Source organism: Leptospira alstonii serovar Sichuan str. 79601 (assembly GCF_000347175.1).
Lineage (GTDB): Bacteria > Spirochaetota > Leptospiria > Leptospirales > Leptospiraceae > Leptospira > Leptospira alstonii.
The window spans coordinates 1-15,489 of sequence record NZ_ANIK01000008.1; the positions used below are offsets into that span (position 1 = coordinate 1).

11 protein-coding genes and 1 pseudogene are annotated in these 15,489 nt (G+C 42.6%); 9 read left to right on the forward strand and 3 right to left on the reverse strand.

Features of this window, described 5'->3' with window-relative positions; translation table 11 throughout:
• Positions 1-440: 440 nt before the first annotated feature.
• Positions 441-1,127: a hypothetical protein gene (locus LEP1GSC194_RS02240; protein ID WP_036040910.1), complete on the reverse strand. Its 687-nt coding sequence runs from the start codon at positions 1,125-1,127 to the stop codon at positions 441-443.
• 629 nt (positions 1,128-1,756) lie between these two features.
• Here LEP1GSC194_RS02240 and LEP1GSC194_RS02245 point away from each other — a divergent pair.
• From LEP1GSC194_RS02245 to LEP1GSC194_RS02280, 8 genes and pseudogenes are all read left to right on the forward strand, one after another.
• Positions 1,757-2,041, forward strand: coding sequence for an LIC10235 family protein (locus LEP1GSC194_RS02245; RefSeq protein WP_003006342.1), 285 nt, complete (start codon positions 1,757-1,759; stop codon positions 2,039-2,041).
• Between the two features lie 295 nt (positions 2,042-2,336).
• Positions 2,337-2,898: pseudogene (locus LEP1GSC194_RS02250) on the forward strand (tetratricopeptide repeat protein).
• A 48-nt stretch (positions 2,899-2,946) separates the two neighbouring features.
• Positions 2,947-4,164, forward strand: coding sequence for a cyclic nucleotide-binding domain-containing protein (locus LEP1GSC194_RS02255; RefSeq protein WP_020772207.1), 1,218 nt, complete (start codon positions 2,947-2,949; stop codon positions 4,162-4,164).
• Between the two features lie 19 nt (positions 4,165-4,183).
• Positions 4,184-4,870, forward strand: coding sequence for a DNA-3-methyladenine glycosylase family protein (locus LEP1GSC194_RS02260; RefSeq protein WP_017809775.1), 687 nt, complete (start codon positions 4,184-4,186; stop codon positions 4,868-4,870).
• A gap of 203 nt (positions 4,871-5,073) precedes the next feature.
• The gene (locus tag LEP1GSC194_RS02265; protein ID WP_020772184.1) at positions 5,074-6,531 is read left to right on the forward strand and encodes an SBBP repeat beta-propeller lipoprotein, LipL53 family; all 1,458 of its coding nucleotides are present in this window, start codon (positions 5,074-5,076) and stop codon (positions 6,529-6,531) included.
• Between the two features lie 74 nt (positions 6,532-6,605).
• Complete coding sequence (locus tag LEP1GSC194_RS02270) at positions 6,606-7,304, forward strand: hypothetical protein (RefSeq protein ID WP_020772144.1); 699 nt, start codon at positions 6,606-6,608, stop codon at positions 7,302-7,304.
• Positions 7,305-7,567: 263 nt separating this feature from the next.
• Positions 7,568-8,653, forward strand: coding sequence for a metallophosphoesterase family protein (locus LEP1GSC194_RS02275; protein WP_020772170.1), 1,086 nt, complete (start codon positions 7,568-7,570; stop codon positions 8,651-8,653).
• Between the two features lies 1 nt (position 8,654).
• Positions 8,655-10,955 (forward strand): ATP-binding protein, encoded by a 2,301-nt coding sequence (locus LEP1GSC194_RS02280; protein ID WP_020772166.1) that lies wholly within the window; start codon positions 8,655-8,657, stop codon positions 10,953-10,955.
• Between the two features lie 190 nt (positions 10,956-11,145).
• On the opposite strand, the gene rlmD is transcribed toward LEP1GSC194_RS02280, so the two are convergent.
• Positions 11,146-12,327: a 23S rRNA (uracil(1939)-C(5))-methyltransferase RlmD gene (gene rlmD, locus LEP1GSC194_RS02285; protein ID WP_017809512.1), complete on the reverse strand. Its 1,182-nt coding sequence runs from the start codon at positions 12,325-12,327 to the stop codon at positions 11,146-11,148.
• 59 nt (positions 12,328-12,386) lie between these two features.
• Positions 12,387-12,995 carry an ankyrin repeat domain-containing protein gene (locus tag LEP1GSC194_RS02290; RefSeq protein ID WP_036040913.1) on the reverse strand — a complete coding sequence of 203 codons (609 nt, stop codon included), beginning with the start codon at positions 12,993-12,995 and terminating at the stop codon, positions 12,387-12,389.
• Positions 12,996-13,341: 346 nt separating this feature from the next.
• Here LEP1GSC194_RS02290 and LEP1GSC194_RS02295 point away from each other — a divergent pair, with 346 nt between their 5' ends.
• Positions 13,342-15,480, forward strand: coding sequence for an adenylate/guanylate cyclase domain-containing protein (locus LEP1GSC194_RS02295; protein ID WP_020772201.1), 2,139 nt, complete (start codon positions 13,342-13,344; stop codon positions 15,478-15,480).
• The last annotated feature ends 9 nt before the right edge of the window (positions 15,481-15,489 follow it).

Here is a 15,489-nt window from a genome sequence, read left to right on the forward strand (position 1 = left end):
CCGAAAATATATTAAATCGAAAATTAGCCCAATATGGTCTTATGTAAAAAAAAAATAGCGGGAGGGCTTGACACAAGAAACATAGGAGAGAGCGTTGCATGAGTTTCTTAAACGCGCCCCTTAAAAAGCGTTCTGCTGAGTTTAGAGCGATGCAAGAGTTAGAACGTCTCGCTTCTAGGGTCGCTCGACGGGAGAAATATTGAGTTAGCGGAAAGCACGGTCCGGCCGGTAAGGCTGGGTTCGCCCAAACTTTCTCCACGAATTCACTTTAGTTAGGATCGTGTGAGTTCCCGCATATTTAGCACCTGCCCTTCCCTATTTGCAAGTAAAACAAGTAAGAAAACCTTGCTAAGTCATTACGAAAAGAAACGCATAGATGGTGCCTCCCATGAATCGGCCTCCGGATAGCACAACGGAACTTTCTGCGGTAAAGAACCTTATCAATTCAGTTCCACGCGATTCAATTCGTCCAGTTCCACTTTCCAAGACTGAACGATTTGAACCATTACGTCCAGAACGGCAGGTTCGGGAGAATCGTAGGAATCCGCAGCAAAAGAATCCACGGTTTCAAATCCTTTGATCCGAATCAGGGAATTTTTTTCCATTGTTGCCCGAAACACTTCGAACTCTTCAATGGAATCCGTCGGAGAATTTTTCACATAATACGGTTTTACGATGCTTACCCGAAAACTTTCTATAGGAAGATTTTTGAGAGTTTGTAAAACTCGGAAGGATAACAATGCCACTTCCAATTTCATTCTTTCCTTATATTCTTTTTGTCCTAAAAAAGTAAGAGCGGTATTCCCTCCTACAGCAAGAGTCACTCTCACCCTATCCGTCGTATTTCCGTCCGGGGCAATACTCGGAGATATTTCGATTTCTTTCAAACGGTCACCTAACAAAAGAAACGACGTTTGACGAATTTTCTCTTCGACCGGAATTTGGCGATCGGACAATATCTTTTGAATTTGATCTTTTGCACTCGGCTTACAACCTACGTTCGTAAATAAGACAAAAAAAATAAGAAAAAAAACACTAGATGCAAAACTGAAATTCCTAAGAACTCGTTTCCGAGTTCGAAGGGAACTTTGGTGTGATTCATTTGAGAACAATCTTCGATTTTCCATACAATCCTCCTTGACTTCTTCCACAAAATTTCCCTTTAATTCTGAAAGACTTTTCGTTTTTTGCAAGCCTTTCGTCGTTTTCCCACTTTTAATCGTAGGAATTCCTGCGGAATCGTTTGATTCCTTTTTAAAAAGAATCGGAAATCTTTCTAGTTTGTAGATTAGAAATCGAAGCCATACGTCTTTTGATTTTCTTAAACTCACGTTAAAGTCCCTGGCAAAGTCCGGTTTCCATTTTAACAAAAATCGAGTTTTAGGATTCGCCCTAAAACCTGTTTTGCCTCCTGCAAGAACGAGAAAGCCGTCGGATCACAAAAATCCTAAGATGAACTTTATAATTGTCCCGGCCGATGATCCGACAGAAAAATTGCTTGATGGCGATTTCAAGTCATATGAAATAGAATCAGGCAAATCGTTTTTTACTAAGAAAGAACGATACCGATTCTTAATTTGAGTTCGCTAAGTTTTGGGATATGAATTTTATTTTAGAAAAAATATTTCAAATGATTGCGTTTTAAACTCGGTTCAAGATAAAAGATGTTTTGTTTTTTACGTCATTCGTAAAAAAAAGGCTTAGTCTTTGTTTTTTTCTGTAATTTTAATTAGGTGATTTCGTCATAAATATCTGTATGAAACCGAAAAAAATCTCGAACGACGATCTTGAGTCCCTCGTAACGGGTGTTAAATCCCAATCCATTGAAGCGGTGGGAAATTACTTATATAAAGGATTCAGAATACAGGTCAGTAAATATAACCTGTCCGGCGCTGAAAGAGTTCAACTTTTGTATCAAAAAAGAAGAAACAATGGCCTTTGTATCGTATGCGGAACGAAGGTTACCAAGAAAAACCCTTCTTCCGGAAAACTCTACAGGCTTTGCGAACACCATCGTAAGACAATCGATAAGAAAAAGTAATCAACCTTTTCGAAAAACCTGCAGATAATCCTTATAATAGAAGGAATATTTCCTTCGGAGTTTTATCTTGCAGGCCATAAGATTCTTCATTATACTTACAACTCGTCATAAGTTTCAAACTTCCCTTTTTGGAAAGGCGATTCGAGATTCCGTTCCGATTTGCGAATCGCGATATTCGGAACATTCCCCGAAAGAAACTCAGCGACTTGTCCTCTATCGGAACATTTCCGACGACAAACCATCCTTTCCCGGCCAATCCTATCTTCGTAGGAGTTCCCGCATTTTAGGTGCTTTTATAAATCGTTCCGCAAATTTTGGGGCAAGAGTTCCTATCATTTTATTCTTAACTTGGATTTTCATTTCCGGATCCTTGCGATCGGAAGCCAATCCCCTTCAGGAAACCCAGGCCGAAAATCTTCTTAGGATCGCGGAAGAGGCGTATAAGGACCGGAAATTTCATAAGTCCATCGAGGAAATTAAAAATTTCCTGATTCTTTTTCCATCGAGTAAATTTAAAAACAAGGCCTATCAGATTTTAAAAAATAATTATTCCAGACTTGGGCGTCCTGAAAAAGTCCTAGAAATCAATCTACATCAGTATTCTCAGGAACCGACTTCTTCCCTGGGTTTAAACGCATTTTTCGAAGCGGGTAAACTCTATCTTGAAATCGGCGAAGAGAACAAAGCAATAGAAGTTTTTAAATCGATCTGCACTCAGTCCTTTTCCAGAGAACTCGCCGAAAAAGCCTCCTCTGAACTCTCGGAATGGGAGATTTTAAACGATTCAAAGACGGAAATGTCGGAATGCGGAGAAAAGTAGTTCTTTTTTTCGAGATTCGATTCCTGAAAACCGATAATGAAAACAGTTGAACTCTGATTTTCAAAAAAAATATTAACATAACAGCATGTCCACAGGGATCTTCCAAATCGTTAATTTCCAGAAGGGCTCCTACATCATTGTAGAGGGTAAAAAGGATTCTCCTAGTTTCTTTATTATTCGAGAAGGGAAGGTAAAAATCGGTAGAGAAAACCCGGTCGTCGGCGAAGACCCGAATTCCGTTCAAGGCCCCGGAGATTTTTTCGGCGTTGTCGCCGCTATGAGCCAACACGCTCAGATCGAATCTGCGGTGGCTCTCACCGACGTTTCGGTGATCGAAGTGAGTTACGATCAATTCGGAACCCTCATTCAAAGAAACACTCCGGTAGCGATGAAAATCATCCGCTACTTTTCCATGAAACTCCGCCAATTCGACCAGACGATCACACGTCTTACGTTCCGTTCCGCAGTCGAAGAAGATCCGAACGAACTCTACAACATCGGAGAGAATTACTTCAATCAGAAGAACAACCCTCACGCCGCTTACGCATTCCAAAAATATCTTCAATATCTTCCGAACGGTCCGTTTGCGACTCACGCAAAACTGAAATTACAAACGATGAATCAGCCGATGCAGGCTCCCGCGATCGATCTCACCAAGTTCAATCGTATGTATGCAGACAACGAAATGATCTTTTGCGAACACGAACCCGGCAGAGAACTGTATATCATTCAAAACGGTAAGGTTAAAATCACTAAAATCGTGGATAAAAACGAAGTGCTGCTCGCGGTTCTTCAAAACGGAGACATCTTCGGGGAGATGGCTCTTCTCGATAACAAACCTAGATCCGCTTCGGCGATCGCGTGGGGCCACGTTCAAGTTCTCGCGATCAACAAGGCCAACTTCGAAGGGATGGTCAAAGCTCAACCTCAACTCGCAACCCGCCTGATCACACTTCTCTCCGAAAGAATTTGGACCGCTTATAAACAACTCGCGAACTTGATGATCAACGACCCTCAGGGAAGAATCGCCGATACTTTGTTGACTCTCGTTGAAAAGAATAGAATCAAAATCACTCCGAAAGTTTTGTATAACTTTGAAATCGGCACGAAGGACTTGATCAAAATGGTCGGTCTTTCCTATCCTAAGGACGAAAACTTGGTTTTGGACCTTTTGACCAAAAACAAATGGATCAAACTCGATCAAGGCAAACTCAGTTGTACCGATTTGGTCGAACTGGAAAAGTTAGTTCATGTCTACAGAAAAAAATCTCAGATGGAAAACAAACTCAAAAAAAGAGTATAACCCGTGTTAGTCGACTTGAATGCCTTTTCCAGATTCCTCCCGATCCGCCAATCCTAAAAAAAGTTCTTTTATCGCTTTAAAAGATAGGGACGTTCGTCTTAAAAAAGCGTCCGATTGGCTTCGCAAAAAAGATCCCGTCACAAAAAGACTGATCGATCACGTCGGACCTTGTAAACTACGAACCATCGGAACCCCTTATCAGGTTTTGATTAAATCCGTTCTGGGACAACAACTCTCCGTCAAAGTAGCCCTGACCTTTGAACGCAGATTGATCGCTTTGGCGGAAAGTAAAAAAATCCCTTCTCCGGAACAAATCCTTAGGATTCCGACCTCGGATATGAGAAAGATCGGAGTTTCCCAAGCCAAAACCGAAACGATCCAACGAATCGCCGAAGCTTATTTTAAACGGAATATCACGGATTCCAAACTTCGTAAATTAGAAGATTCTGATGTTCTAAACCTTCTTTGTTCCTTAAAAGGTGTGGGGCCTTGGACCGCGGAAATGGTCCTGATCTTCGCCTTGGATCGTTGGGATCATTTTTCCATCAACGATCTGATTCTTAGAAAATCCGTCGAGAAACACTACGGGATTTCCAAGGACAACAAAAAGGAAATTCAACATTTCTTAAAGAGCTATTCTCCCTTTAGAACGATTCTTTCCTGGTATCTTTGGGCGGACCTGGACGGCGGAGAGGGCTGGGGCTGAAGACGACGTCCCATTAGGACTTCCTTTAGGAATCTCTAAAACTTTTCGCTTCGATATTCGGATAAGGCACAATGCCCTTCTAAAGTATTCTACAATCCTACGGAAGTAGGATGTTATACCCTACTCCTACCGAAATCTCTATACAAAATCTTTCCTTAATTTCACACTAGCGCCCTTAAAATGGCTAAATAAGGAAAAATATTATGATTTTGATTTTCGTTTTTCTTTTTATACTCTTTCAAGCTTGTGGTCCAACACAAATCATCAATTCGTCCAATCCGGAAACAAAAGACTACTGGATTCAATTTTTATTCCGAGAAGGAGTCGACTTCGAGACCGAAGTAAAAACGGGAGCCGAAATCGAAGACGAAACTGAAACCACCTCGTTCGGTTCCTTTCGCAAAAATTTAAACGCCTTAGAATTGGAATGGTCCTTGTTGGTCGGAGCCCCGAACGCAATAAGCGGCGCCAGTGTCGGCTTTGCCGTGGATAAAAACGATTTTTCCTACGTCGCAGGAACGACGGACGGCGCCGTTTACAACCCGAGTCGGATCGGAATCAGGGACATCATCCTTGGAAAGTACGATTCTAATAAAAATCCAATCTGGACCAAACAAATAGGAGTTCCGGCGGGGGTTCTAGATGTTACAGGAGTTGCACTCGATCCGAACGGAAACGCGTATGTAATCGGTAATACAAAAGGCAATTTTGTGAGCCCTCGCGCAAGCGGGCAGGATATGTTCGTAATCAAATTCGATTCCGAAGGAACCCAAGTCTGGACCCAACAAACGGGCGCCAAAGGAGTAAGTTATTTAACTTACTCAACGGGAATCGCAGTAGATACATTCGGAAACTCTTATATAGTCGGAAATTCCATCGGACCCTTCGGCGGCCCGAAGAGCGGACTCAACAGTTTCATCCTCAAATTCGATACGGACGGAAATCAAATTTGGGTCAAACAGGTTTCGATCACAAGAGGACAAGTTCATCCGGGCGGAGTCGCCGTTGATAAGGTTACGGGTAATATTTATACGACCAACCAAGTAAAAGGAAACTTTGCGACGGATTCGATACCCGGCATCGGAAACTTCGACCTTTTAATTCTTAAATACGATCCCGACGGTAATCGACAAGTCTTCGCTCAACTCGGCCTCGCTTTAAGAACGATCGAAGGTAAATCTATCAGCATTGATCCGTCGGGCAACGTTTTTGTAGGCGGAAGTAGCAACGCTAATTTAGAATCCAACTCCGAGACCGGAAAAAACTTTCGCGGAACCTTAGTAAAATACGATTCGTCCGGAGTTCAACAATGGATCAAACAATTCGGTCCAACCGACGACGATGCCCAGAAACAGACAGTGATCAACACAATCTTAACCGATGCGAGTGGGAACGTTTTTATGACCGGCTGGACCAGCGGAAATATCATAGATGGAGTCAACGGTTCTTACGGAAAACAGGACGTTTTTCTAACTAAACACGGCGTTTTGGGAGAAATCGTTTGGGCTCGACAAATCGGAACTCCGGACGTATCTATGTACGGCGTAGGAATCGGACTCGACTTAAAAGGAAATCTCTATTGTTCCGGAACGACGGACGGCACCGTAAACGAAATTCCCAGCCGCGGGTTTCAGGATTTATTCGTTTTGAAATACAAATAACCTCAACCCGAATTCCGTTTCTTTTCTGTTCAAAAAAGATCCGTCTGAGACAAAGGACTCAAAGACTGCAAATCATGAACCGAAATCGAAGCCTCATTCATGTCGGACTCAGCGATCTATTTTTACCGGTCGTCGTTCGATCCAAATCCGAGATCCTTCAGTTCCAATCCAATCTGGAAGAACTAGGAATCGAAATCACGGGAACCAACTACGCACCGAATCAAAACGTATTCACAAGACAACTTTCTCAATCGATCCTGACCGTTCAGATCGTCAACGCCGGACCGAATATCACACAACTGCTCGTCATTTCCGAAAATCCGGAAGGCTCGTTGGAATCCATCGAAGAAGACTTTGAAAGAGTAATCGAAGCGTTCGACAAGGTCTGGCAGATCCAAGGAAAAAACGTGGTAAAGAGCGACCTTACCGTTCGTCTTTTAACGGACTCTTCCACAGAACACGCGTTTGGCGAGATTTGGGAAAAAAGACTCCGTCAGAGCAAAGACAACCTGCAACAACTCGGAAGACCCATATTAGGCGGCGGACTCAGATTTGTTCTGCCTCCCCTCAATCCCCAAGACTCGGAAGACCACGGAATCGAAATCAAAATCGAATCCTTCTTTCCGGATCCTCGCAAAGTTTTTATAGAAGCGATTTTTCTTTGGGGCGCGCCTAGGATGATCTCCGAAAAATGGAACGCTTCCGATCGAATTCAAAAAGTCATTCAATACGCGGAACAACATCTGATTTCTTTTTTAGATCAGGCCGATTAAAAATTCAACGGATAGATGTTAGGGATCGGCGGTTTAGGATTCGGATGTCGGGGTTTTAGGAGTCAGACTTTACAACGTATTTCCCCGGCTTAGCGATGCAGAGGGGATCGTCTTCGGCGTAGACGAAGACCGAGCGGGAATCCGCGAGCCCGTAGCAGCGCGACCGTCCGCGAAGCGGACGGAAAGCCCCGAAAAAAAATCTTCAAAGTCCTTTCCAATATTGTCCGGGGAGGAGGATAAACTTTGACGGCAGGAACCAGATCATGATTCGATTTTTACACACGGCGGACCTTCACCTCAGTCAAAAGGAAAGAGATTATTCTCTTTGCGTCTTGAAAGAAATTATTTCCGGCGCGACGGAAGAAGGATGCACTCATATCCTTTTTTGCGGAGATCTTTTCGATCGAAACTCGGATATTGCCGCGCTGAAAGAGGAAGTGAAAGAGATTTTAAAAACTTTCTCCGGGAAAATTTTTTATATTCCCGGAAACCACGAAGAGCTCGGAATTCCGGAGGGAACGTTTCCGATTTCCGCGGATCTTTCTCCGATGTCGTATCCGCAAAAAAACGATCACTACAAACTTTGGACCGAGGAAGTCGACGGCGTCGACGCCGAGTTCTTCGGCTTTCCCTTCAAAAGAACTTTAGATTATTCGAATATTCAATTCAACGAAAAGAAGGTTCAATACCGGATCGCGCTCCTTCACGGAACCGATACCAAACTCGTGGAATACCTCGGTCCCTCCCCCGAAGAAGCCGATTCGATTTTGGATTCTAAACCTTTTGAGGAAGCCAAGTTCGACTATTTGGCGCTCGGCCATATTCACTCCGAACGTTCCGAAAGATCCGGCTCCCTTCTCAAAGCCTACCCCGGTTCGCCGAGAGTCGTTTCCTCCGGTGAATTCGGTCCGCGTTCCGTCAACATCGTATCCCTCGGAAAAAACGGAACCCCCGTCCTTCAAAAAAAGATCCTTTCCTCCGCCGGAGAATTTAAGGAATTTTCCGTTTCCGCAACTCTCACGGGCGAAGTTCCGGAACTTTCCAAAATTCCTTCTCTAGTTTCCAAGCGGGATTTCGTTCGTATCCATGTTTCCGGAATCGTGGAAGACGAACATACCGTCTCGGAAATTCTGTTTCGTTTCGGAGAATCCCTCGTTTGCAGAAAATTGGATATCAAAACGGGAGATCTCAAAACCTCGTCCACATTGATCGACAACCCGATCGCAAAACTATTTTACGAAAAGCTAATGGATAAAAAGACGAACTGGAACGGCGCGGATTCTCCCGATTGGAACGAAATTTTAGTCTTAGGTCTCGAACAGATCGAAGAAAATGCGGGGAAAAATTAAGATGATCTCGGGCGTTCAACTCCTCAAATTCGGAAAATTCGAAGGAAAGAATTTCGATCTTTCGGAAAGTGTCACCGTCTTTTTCGGTAAAAACGAATCCGGAAAAACCACGATCTTCGACGCGCTCCGACTCGCCATCGGAAGCAAGTTTCTTACGGCGAGTCAAGAACCGAAAAAAAGTATTCTTGCCCGTTACGGTGAAAAATGTTTGGACGGTTATAAAATCGTCGGGAATGTTCCCGATCTTTCCAAGGACGCGGCTCCTCAGTTCGTTCACTGCGTTTCTCTCCGGGAAGGAGAACTGGAATTTGCGTTTAACAACGATAAGTTTATCAAACCCGATTTTCTTCGAAGCAAACTTTTAAACAGCGGAGTCGACTTGGAAGGAATCTCCGGTTCGTTCAAAAAAATCCATTCTCCCAAAACGGGAAGTAAGGATTCGAATTTTTTCGAATCCCTCAAAAAGGATATTTCGGATTTGAAAACCAAAAGGATCGCGTTGGTTTCCGAAATCGAAAACTTACATTCCAGAAATAAAAGCAAAGTCGAAAAAGAGGAAAAACATCTCAAAGATCGGAACAAAGAGACCGAGATCAAAAACGAACTCGCCCGTATCGAAAAGGATTCCGCTTTGGATTCTAAAATTCGAAAGAAGATTCAACTTTTGGATTCTCTTTCCGAAATTCAGAGATTAAAATCCATCCAAGAATCGATCAAAAAAAACTTTCTTTATGCAAAGGACGAGTCTTCCGCTTTCGAAAGTTTTCAAAAAGAAATCGAAAAATCAAGGAGCGCCTTCTCCTCTTCTCAGTCCCTACTCAAAGACAAAGAAAACGCGATCGATTCCAAAAAGAAGGAATTGGATCGGCTCCTGAATCAACTTTCCGTCCTTCAAAAGAGAAAACAAAAAGCGGAGGAATGGAACGAAAAAATCGATAGAACCCTTCGGGAAGACGGTTTTAACGAAGAGATTCGATCGATTCACTCCGAGAAAAAACTTTTAGGATTCGTTTTAGTCGGATTCGGTCTTTTGGGTTTATTCGGCGCGTTTTTATTTTCCAAACTCTCAACCTTTGCCGCTTTGAGCGGAACCTTGATTTCCGGCGGTTTGATCGCTCTCGGAGTTTTTCTAATTTCGCAAAAAAGAGAATCCGTCGTTTTTCGATACAGTTCCGAAAAGGAAAAAGACTTTGTCCTCAAAATTTCAGGCCAATGGAACTTAACGTTTCCGGAATATTCGATTCCTATCATAGAAAAAATGGAAAATCTGAGGGAATTTTTCGCAAAACAAATCCAAAACTACGAACTCAACGCTCATGGAATCGAATCTTTAGAAAAGGAAATCCGTACTTTAAACGGCGAATTGGATCCGATTCGATCGTCATTAAAACTCGAATCCGAAAAAATTTCCGGACTCGAATCCAAAAGAAATTCCTGGTTGAAGGATAGAAGTTCGGCGACGATCCAAGACTATCACAAACTAGTCGCGGAGTTTCAGGCTCAATCCAAAAACTTCTCCGAGGGTTTGAAAAAAATTCTTACGGATAACGTCGCCAAAAGTCTGGAAGACCTGGAAATCAGACAAAAAACGGCGATCATAACGATGGAGGACGTTCCGACACAATTTCCGAACGACCCGGAAAGACAATTCAGAGACGTTAAAAAAAAGGAACTCGAAAACGAACTTCAATCGTTGGATAACGAATTAAGAAATTTGAATACTGTAATTCAAGTGGAAGACGCGCGGATTCGGGATTCCCTTCCGGAAAAAGAAAAGGATCTGATCGATACGATTCAATCCCTGAGCGATAAAGAATTAGAATTTTCTAAAATGGAATCCAGACGCAGATCCGCCAAAATCGCCCAGGGACTCGTGGAAGAAATCTCCAAGGACCAATCGGCTCAGTTTGTATTTGTCGCTTCCGAAATCGGAAAGGAAATCGATCTTTTACTTCCGAAACGGGAAGTTTCTTTCGAAGCGATCGATAAAAAAGAGTCGATCAAGATGAAGGACGAGTCCGGCACATTCAGATCCATCGATCATCTTTCCGGCGGAACCCTTGCTACTTTCTATCTGATTTTCAAGTTATTCTTGGCGCGTAAAACCGTTCCTAAAAACGGAATTCTACTTTTAGACGAACCCTTCGTTCATCTCGATCAAACTAGAATCGAGTCCGCTCTTTCGTATCTCAAAACCTTTCAGGAAGAAACGGAATATCAAATCTGCTTTTTTACGAAACAGGAAGAACTCGCGGAGAAAGTTTTCAAGTTTTTTAGGAATTCTAAAAAGATTCCGCTTTGAAAATTCGATTTCAGCTCGAATCGTCCTTTGTTGAACTTTATCAAGTTTATCATTTATTGATATTTGATTTCTTTTTTAGAAAGAGTTGTTGAAAAATTCCATAGTGGCGATTGACAAAACTGCTTCAATCGACCATTTCAATGAAGCAAAAACAGATGAAGAATTAATTTTTCGACAACTCTAATAAAAATCATCTCGTAAAAACGGAAACACTTTCCAGATGACTCGTATGCGGAAACAGATCCACCGGAGTTATCCTGTCGTATTTAAAATTTTTCGTAAGTTCGATCGCGTCCCTTCGAAGGGTTTCCGGGTTGCAGGAAACGTAAAGTATCTTATTCACTTTAGAATTTAATAATATCTTTTTTGTTTCCGAATCAAGCCCTTCCCTAGGAGGGTCCAAAATCACAACGTCCGGCTTTTCGTTCAAGGCGGTTCGTAAGGTGTGTAAAACCTTTCCCTTGATAAACGTCACGTTTTCAATTCCGTTCGCCTTTGCGGCCCCGATCGCGGAACGGATCGAATTCGGATTTTCCTCCAGCCCGATTACTTTTTCGGATTTTGCGGCGACATACAAGGAAATCGTACCGATCCCGCAATAAGCGTCTACCACGCTCGATCCGCTTGAAAGCCCTTCCAATACCTGATTATAAAGGTTTTCGATCTGAAACGGGTTGACTTGAAAGAAAGTGGAAAGACCGATCTGAAAATCAAGATTACCGATCTTTTCCTTCACGAAATGTCTTCCGTACCAAGTCGTCTCCTTTTCGCCCAAGACGACCTTCGTATTTCTACGATTCACGTTTTGCAGGATTCCCACGACTTCGGCCTTCGACTTTTCTTTAGTTAAGAATTGTTTAATATACGAATGTAAGCTGTTGGTGAGATTTTTTCTTCCCGGAATCTCGTCCGTGTTCGTGACGATTCCCGCCAAAATCTCCTGGGAAGCGTTCGCTTTTCGGAGTACGATATGTCTTAAAAGTCCGCTTCCGTTTTTTTCATAATACGGACTGAGATTTTCGGTGCGCGCCCAGTGCCTTATCGCCGCAGCCACGGTCGTCAAGTCGGCGTCTTGAATTCTACATTCCTTTTGATCGATGATGAAAGTATTTTCCTTGTTATGAAGTCCGAGAGTAAGAACGGTTTTTTTTCCGATCTTACGATGTCCGAAGGGAAGTTGAACCTTATGACGGTACATCTGTTCCTTCGGGCTCTTTACGATTTTTCGGATTTCAAGTCCCTTAAAACCTCCGAACCGTTTTTCGATCTCTTCCTGTTTGTGTTGAAGTTGTTTTTCGTAACCGATATGCAATCGATCGCAACCGGCGCATTCCGGGTAATGTTGACAGGACTGACTTTCGGGAGGTTTCATTTTACTTTCAAGCTTTCGCTCCTCGATAACCTGTCAATTGAATTCGTTTTTAAAGCCGACTACATCAGATAGGTTTTTCCGTGTTTGTCTTTGATGATCGGATCGGCTCCGTGTTTTAAAAGTAGTTCGGTAAACTCGGACATTCCCTGAGAAGACTTTGCAAGATGAATACAAGTGACTCCGTCAAAATCCCGAACGTTCGGATCGGCTCCCTTTTCCAAAAGCGATCGTAACGGTTCGAGCTTTCCTTCGTTCATACAATGATGTAAAGGGCTCATTCCGTTTCCGTCTCTTTGGTCGAGATCGGCTCCGCCTTCGATCAAAGCCGACATCGTCTCCGGAGAAAAATCTTCCAAGATACAATGGATGAGCGGAGTCAATCCGGTTTTGTCGTCGGAAAGATTCGGGTCCGCGTGATATTCCATGAGTACGCGAACGATTTCCAATCGATGGTATTTCACCGCGAGAGAAAGAGGGGTCACACCGTGATAACGATTGAGGTTCGGATCAAATCCGCTTTGCAAAAGAGAATGAATTCGTGAAACGTTTCCGTTTTGAACTGCGCCAAAAAAAAGAAACCGTTTCCAAAAGGATGCGATTCTATGTTTTTCGGAGATATCTCGCGTCTCGGAATTTGCCCCCGCGTTTGATTTTTGATGCTGCTTCATTTGCGCGTAGTATAAGAGATTTTGCATAAATCACAATCGTTAAAAAAAATCGAATATCGATCGACTTTCGAAAATAATCGTCCTTTTTAGGAGCTATTTGATTGATCCCCCATGTTCATAGAGTCTATAAATTTTGAGACGAATCGCCGTTTTAGAGGTGGAATTCGAAACACTCTATTATATAGTCCTGAGTAGTGAATATTAGCGCACCAAGAGCCGACGTATAGAGGAGTTAAGTTTTTCCGATGTTTATCTTAATTATACTTCGGATTTTATGTTCAAATCCGGGTAACTTTGTGAGTAACGAGACGGTCCAAAATTGCAGCAGAGAATCAAGAAAAGCTCCATGATTTTTTTAACCTTTTTCCAAAGACGAATTCTGTTTTTTTTCGGACTCTTTTTTGTTTTCAATCAATGTGCGCTGGAATCGGAGCGACCTCGTATCTCCGCCGTTTCCGGAGTAATCGATCTTTCCTCTTGGAATCTTGAAGTATACGGTCCGGTTGCCTTACAAGGAGATTGGAACTTTCGTTGGAATGAATTTACCGAAAATCCGAATATTGATTCGGAAAAAAATCGAACCATACCCGTCCCTAAAGCCTGGACTCGAATCCAAGAATCGGATGGAAAAAATTATCCCGGCACCGGAATCGCAACATACTTTTTGAAAGTGATTCTCCCCGAAGATCAAAGTTCGGCAAGTCTTGCTATTTTAGCGGAAACCTCCGAAACCGCGTACGAGGTTTGGATCGACGGAACCAAAATCGGATCTCAAGGTATTCCCGGAAAAACACAGGAGACTTCCACTCCCGAATGGAACGTAAAAATTTTACCGTTCCGAGTTCAAAAGAAAGAATTTCAAATTCGAATCCCTCTTTCCAATTTTTATCACGCGAGAGGAGGATTGACGGCGCGTTTGATCCTCGGAAACGAAGATCAGATCATTCGACTCAGGGAAAAAAGAATGACCGTGGACGTTTTTCTTCTCGGTTTTTTAATCGCGATGGCATTGTATCATTTCACTCTTTATTTTTTGAGAAAGAAAGACCTGGCTCTTTTGTATTTCGGAATTCTTTGTTTTGTGTTTTGTTTCAGAGAAATCAGCACAGGGCAAAATCTTATTCATGTGATTTTTCCAGGAGTTTCGTATATCGCACATATGCGAATCGTTTACTTAAGTTTTTATCTGATTCCTCCGATTACAACCGCGTTTTTGCGAGCCTTATTTCCGGAAGAGATAAAAAAAGAAATTTATTACGCGATCGTATTTATCGCTTCGATTTTTTCCTTGATAGTCGTTTCTCAAGACCCTGTTTTTTTTACGGGAACCATCGAATCCTATTACGTTTTTACATTTTTATGTTTTGCAATCGGGTTTTACGCATTGGCTCTCGCATTGATTCGAAAAAAACCCGGGGCCATCGCGATCCTAATCGGAATGTCCGCGGTCTTTCTCGCATACAGTCAGGATGTTTTTTACAATAAAAGAATCATACCTACGTTCATTCTCGCTCCGTTCGGATTGATCGCTCTCATTTTTTCCGAAGCCTTTCTTTTAGCCAAAAGATATTCTCTGGCTTTCGACGCGGTGCAAGACATGTCCGAAAGTTTAAAAAAAGTGAATTCTTCATACAGACTTTTTGTTCCGAAGGAATTGCTAAAAATATTAAATAAACATGATATTCTTGATATCAAACTCGGGGACATCGTGGAAGAAGAGATGAGCCTTCTCTATAACGAAATCCGGACTTTTTCCGATCATTCCGAAAAGATGACCGGAAAGGAAAATTTCGAATTCATCAATTCCTTCTTAGGTAAGGTCGGTCCTGTGATTCGTGAAAGGGACGGATTTATCGATAAATATTTCGGAGAAGCTTTTCTCGCCTTATTTCCTCCGCAACCCGAAAAGGCCTTGGAAAGCGCCGTCGAAATCCAACGAATTTTAAGAGAGTTTAACCGGGAAAGAATCGCAAACGGAAAAGATCCGGTCCGGTCCGGTAGCGGAATTCATACCGGACCGATTTTACTCGGAACGATCGGAGAGGCGGAAAGGATGGAAAGCACCGTCATTTCGCCTTCGGTGAACGTCGCGTCGAAAATAGGACAACTTTCGAGAATGTACGATTCTTCCCTGTTGATCACCGATTCGACTTTATTTCGTTTAACAAATTCATCCGGATATTTTTACAGAGTTGTGGATCGGATTCAGATTCGAGATCAAAGAAGCATTTATACGGTTTTGGAAGTATTCAACGGACTTCCCGAAAATCTAATCAATTCTTATATGAACACAAGAGAGGAATTCGAACGCGGAATTCTTTTGTTCAGGGAAAAACATTTCGAGGAAGCCTGCGTCGTTTTCAATCGAATCCTGGAAAAAAACCGAGCCGATCAAGCGGCGAGAGTCTACTTGGAAAAGTCGGTGCATAATTGCAGGTTTGGAGTTCCTGAAAACTGGCAAGGGATTACACTTTTAGGGGATTAACAAAGAATT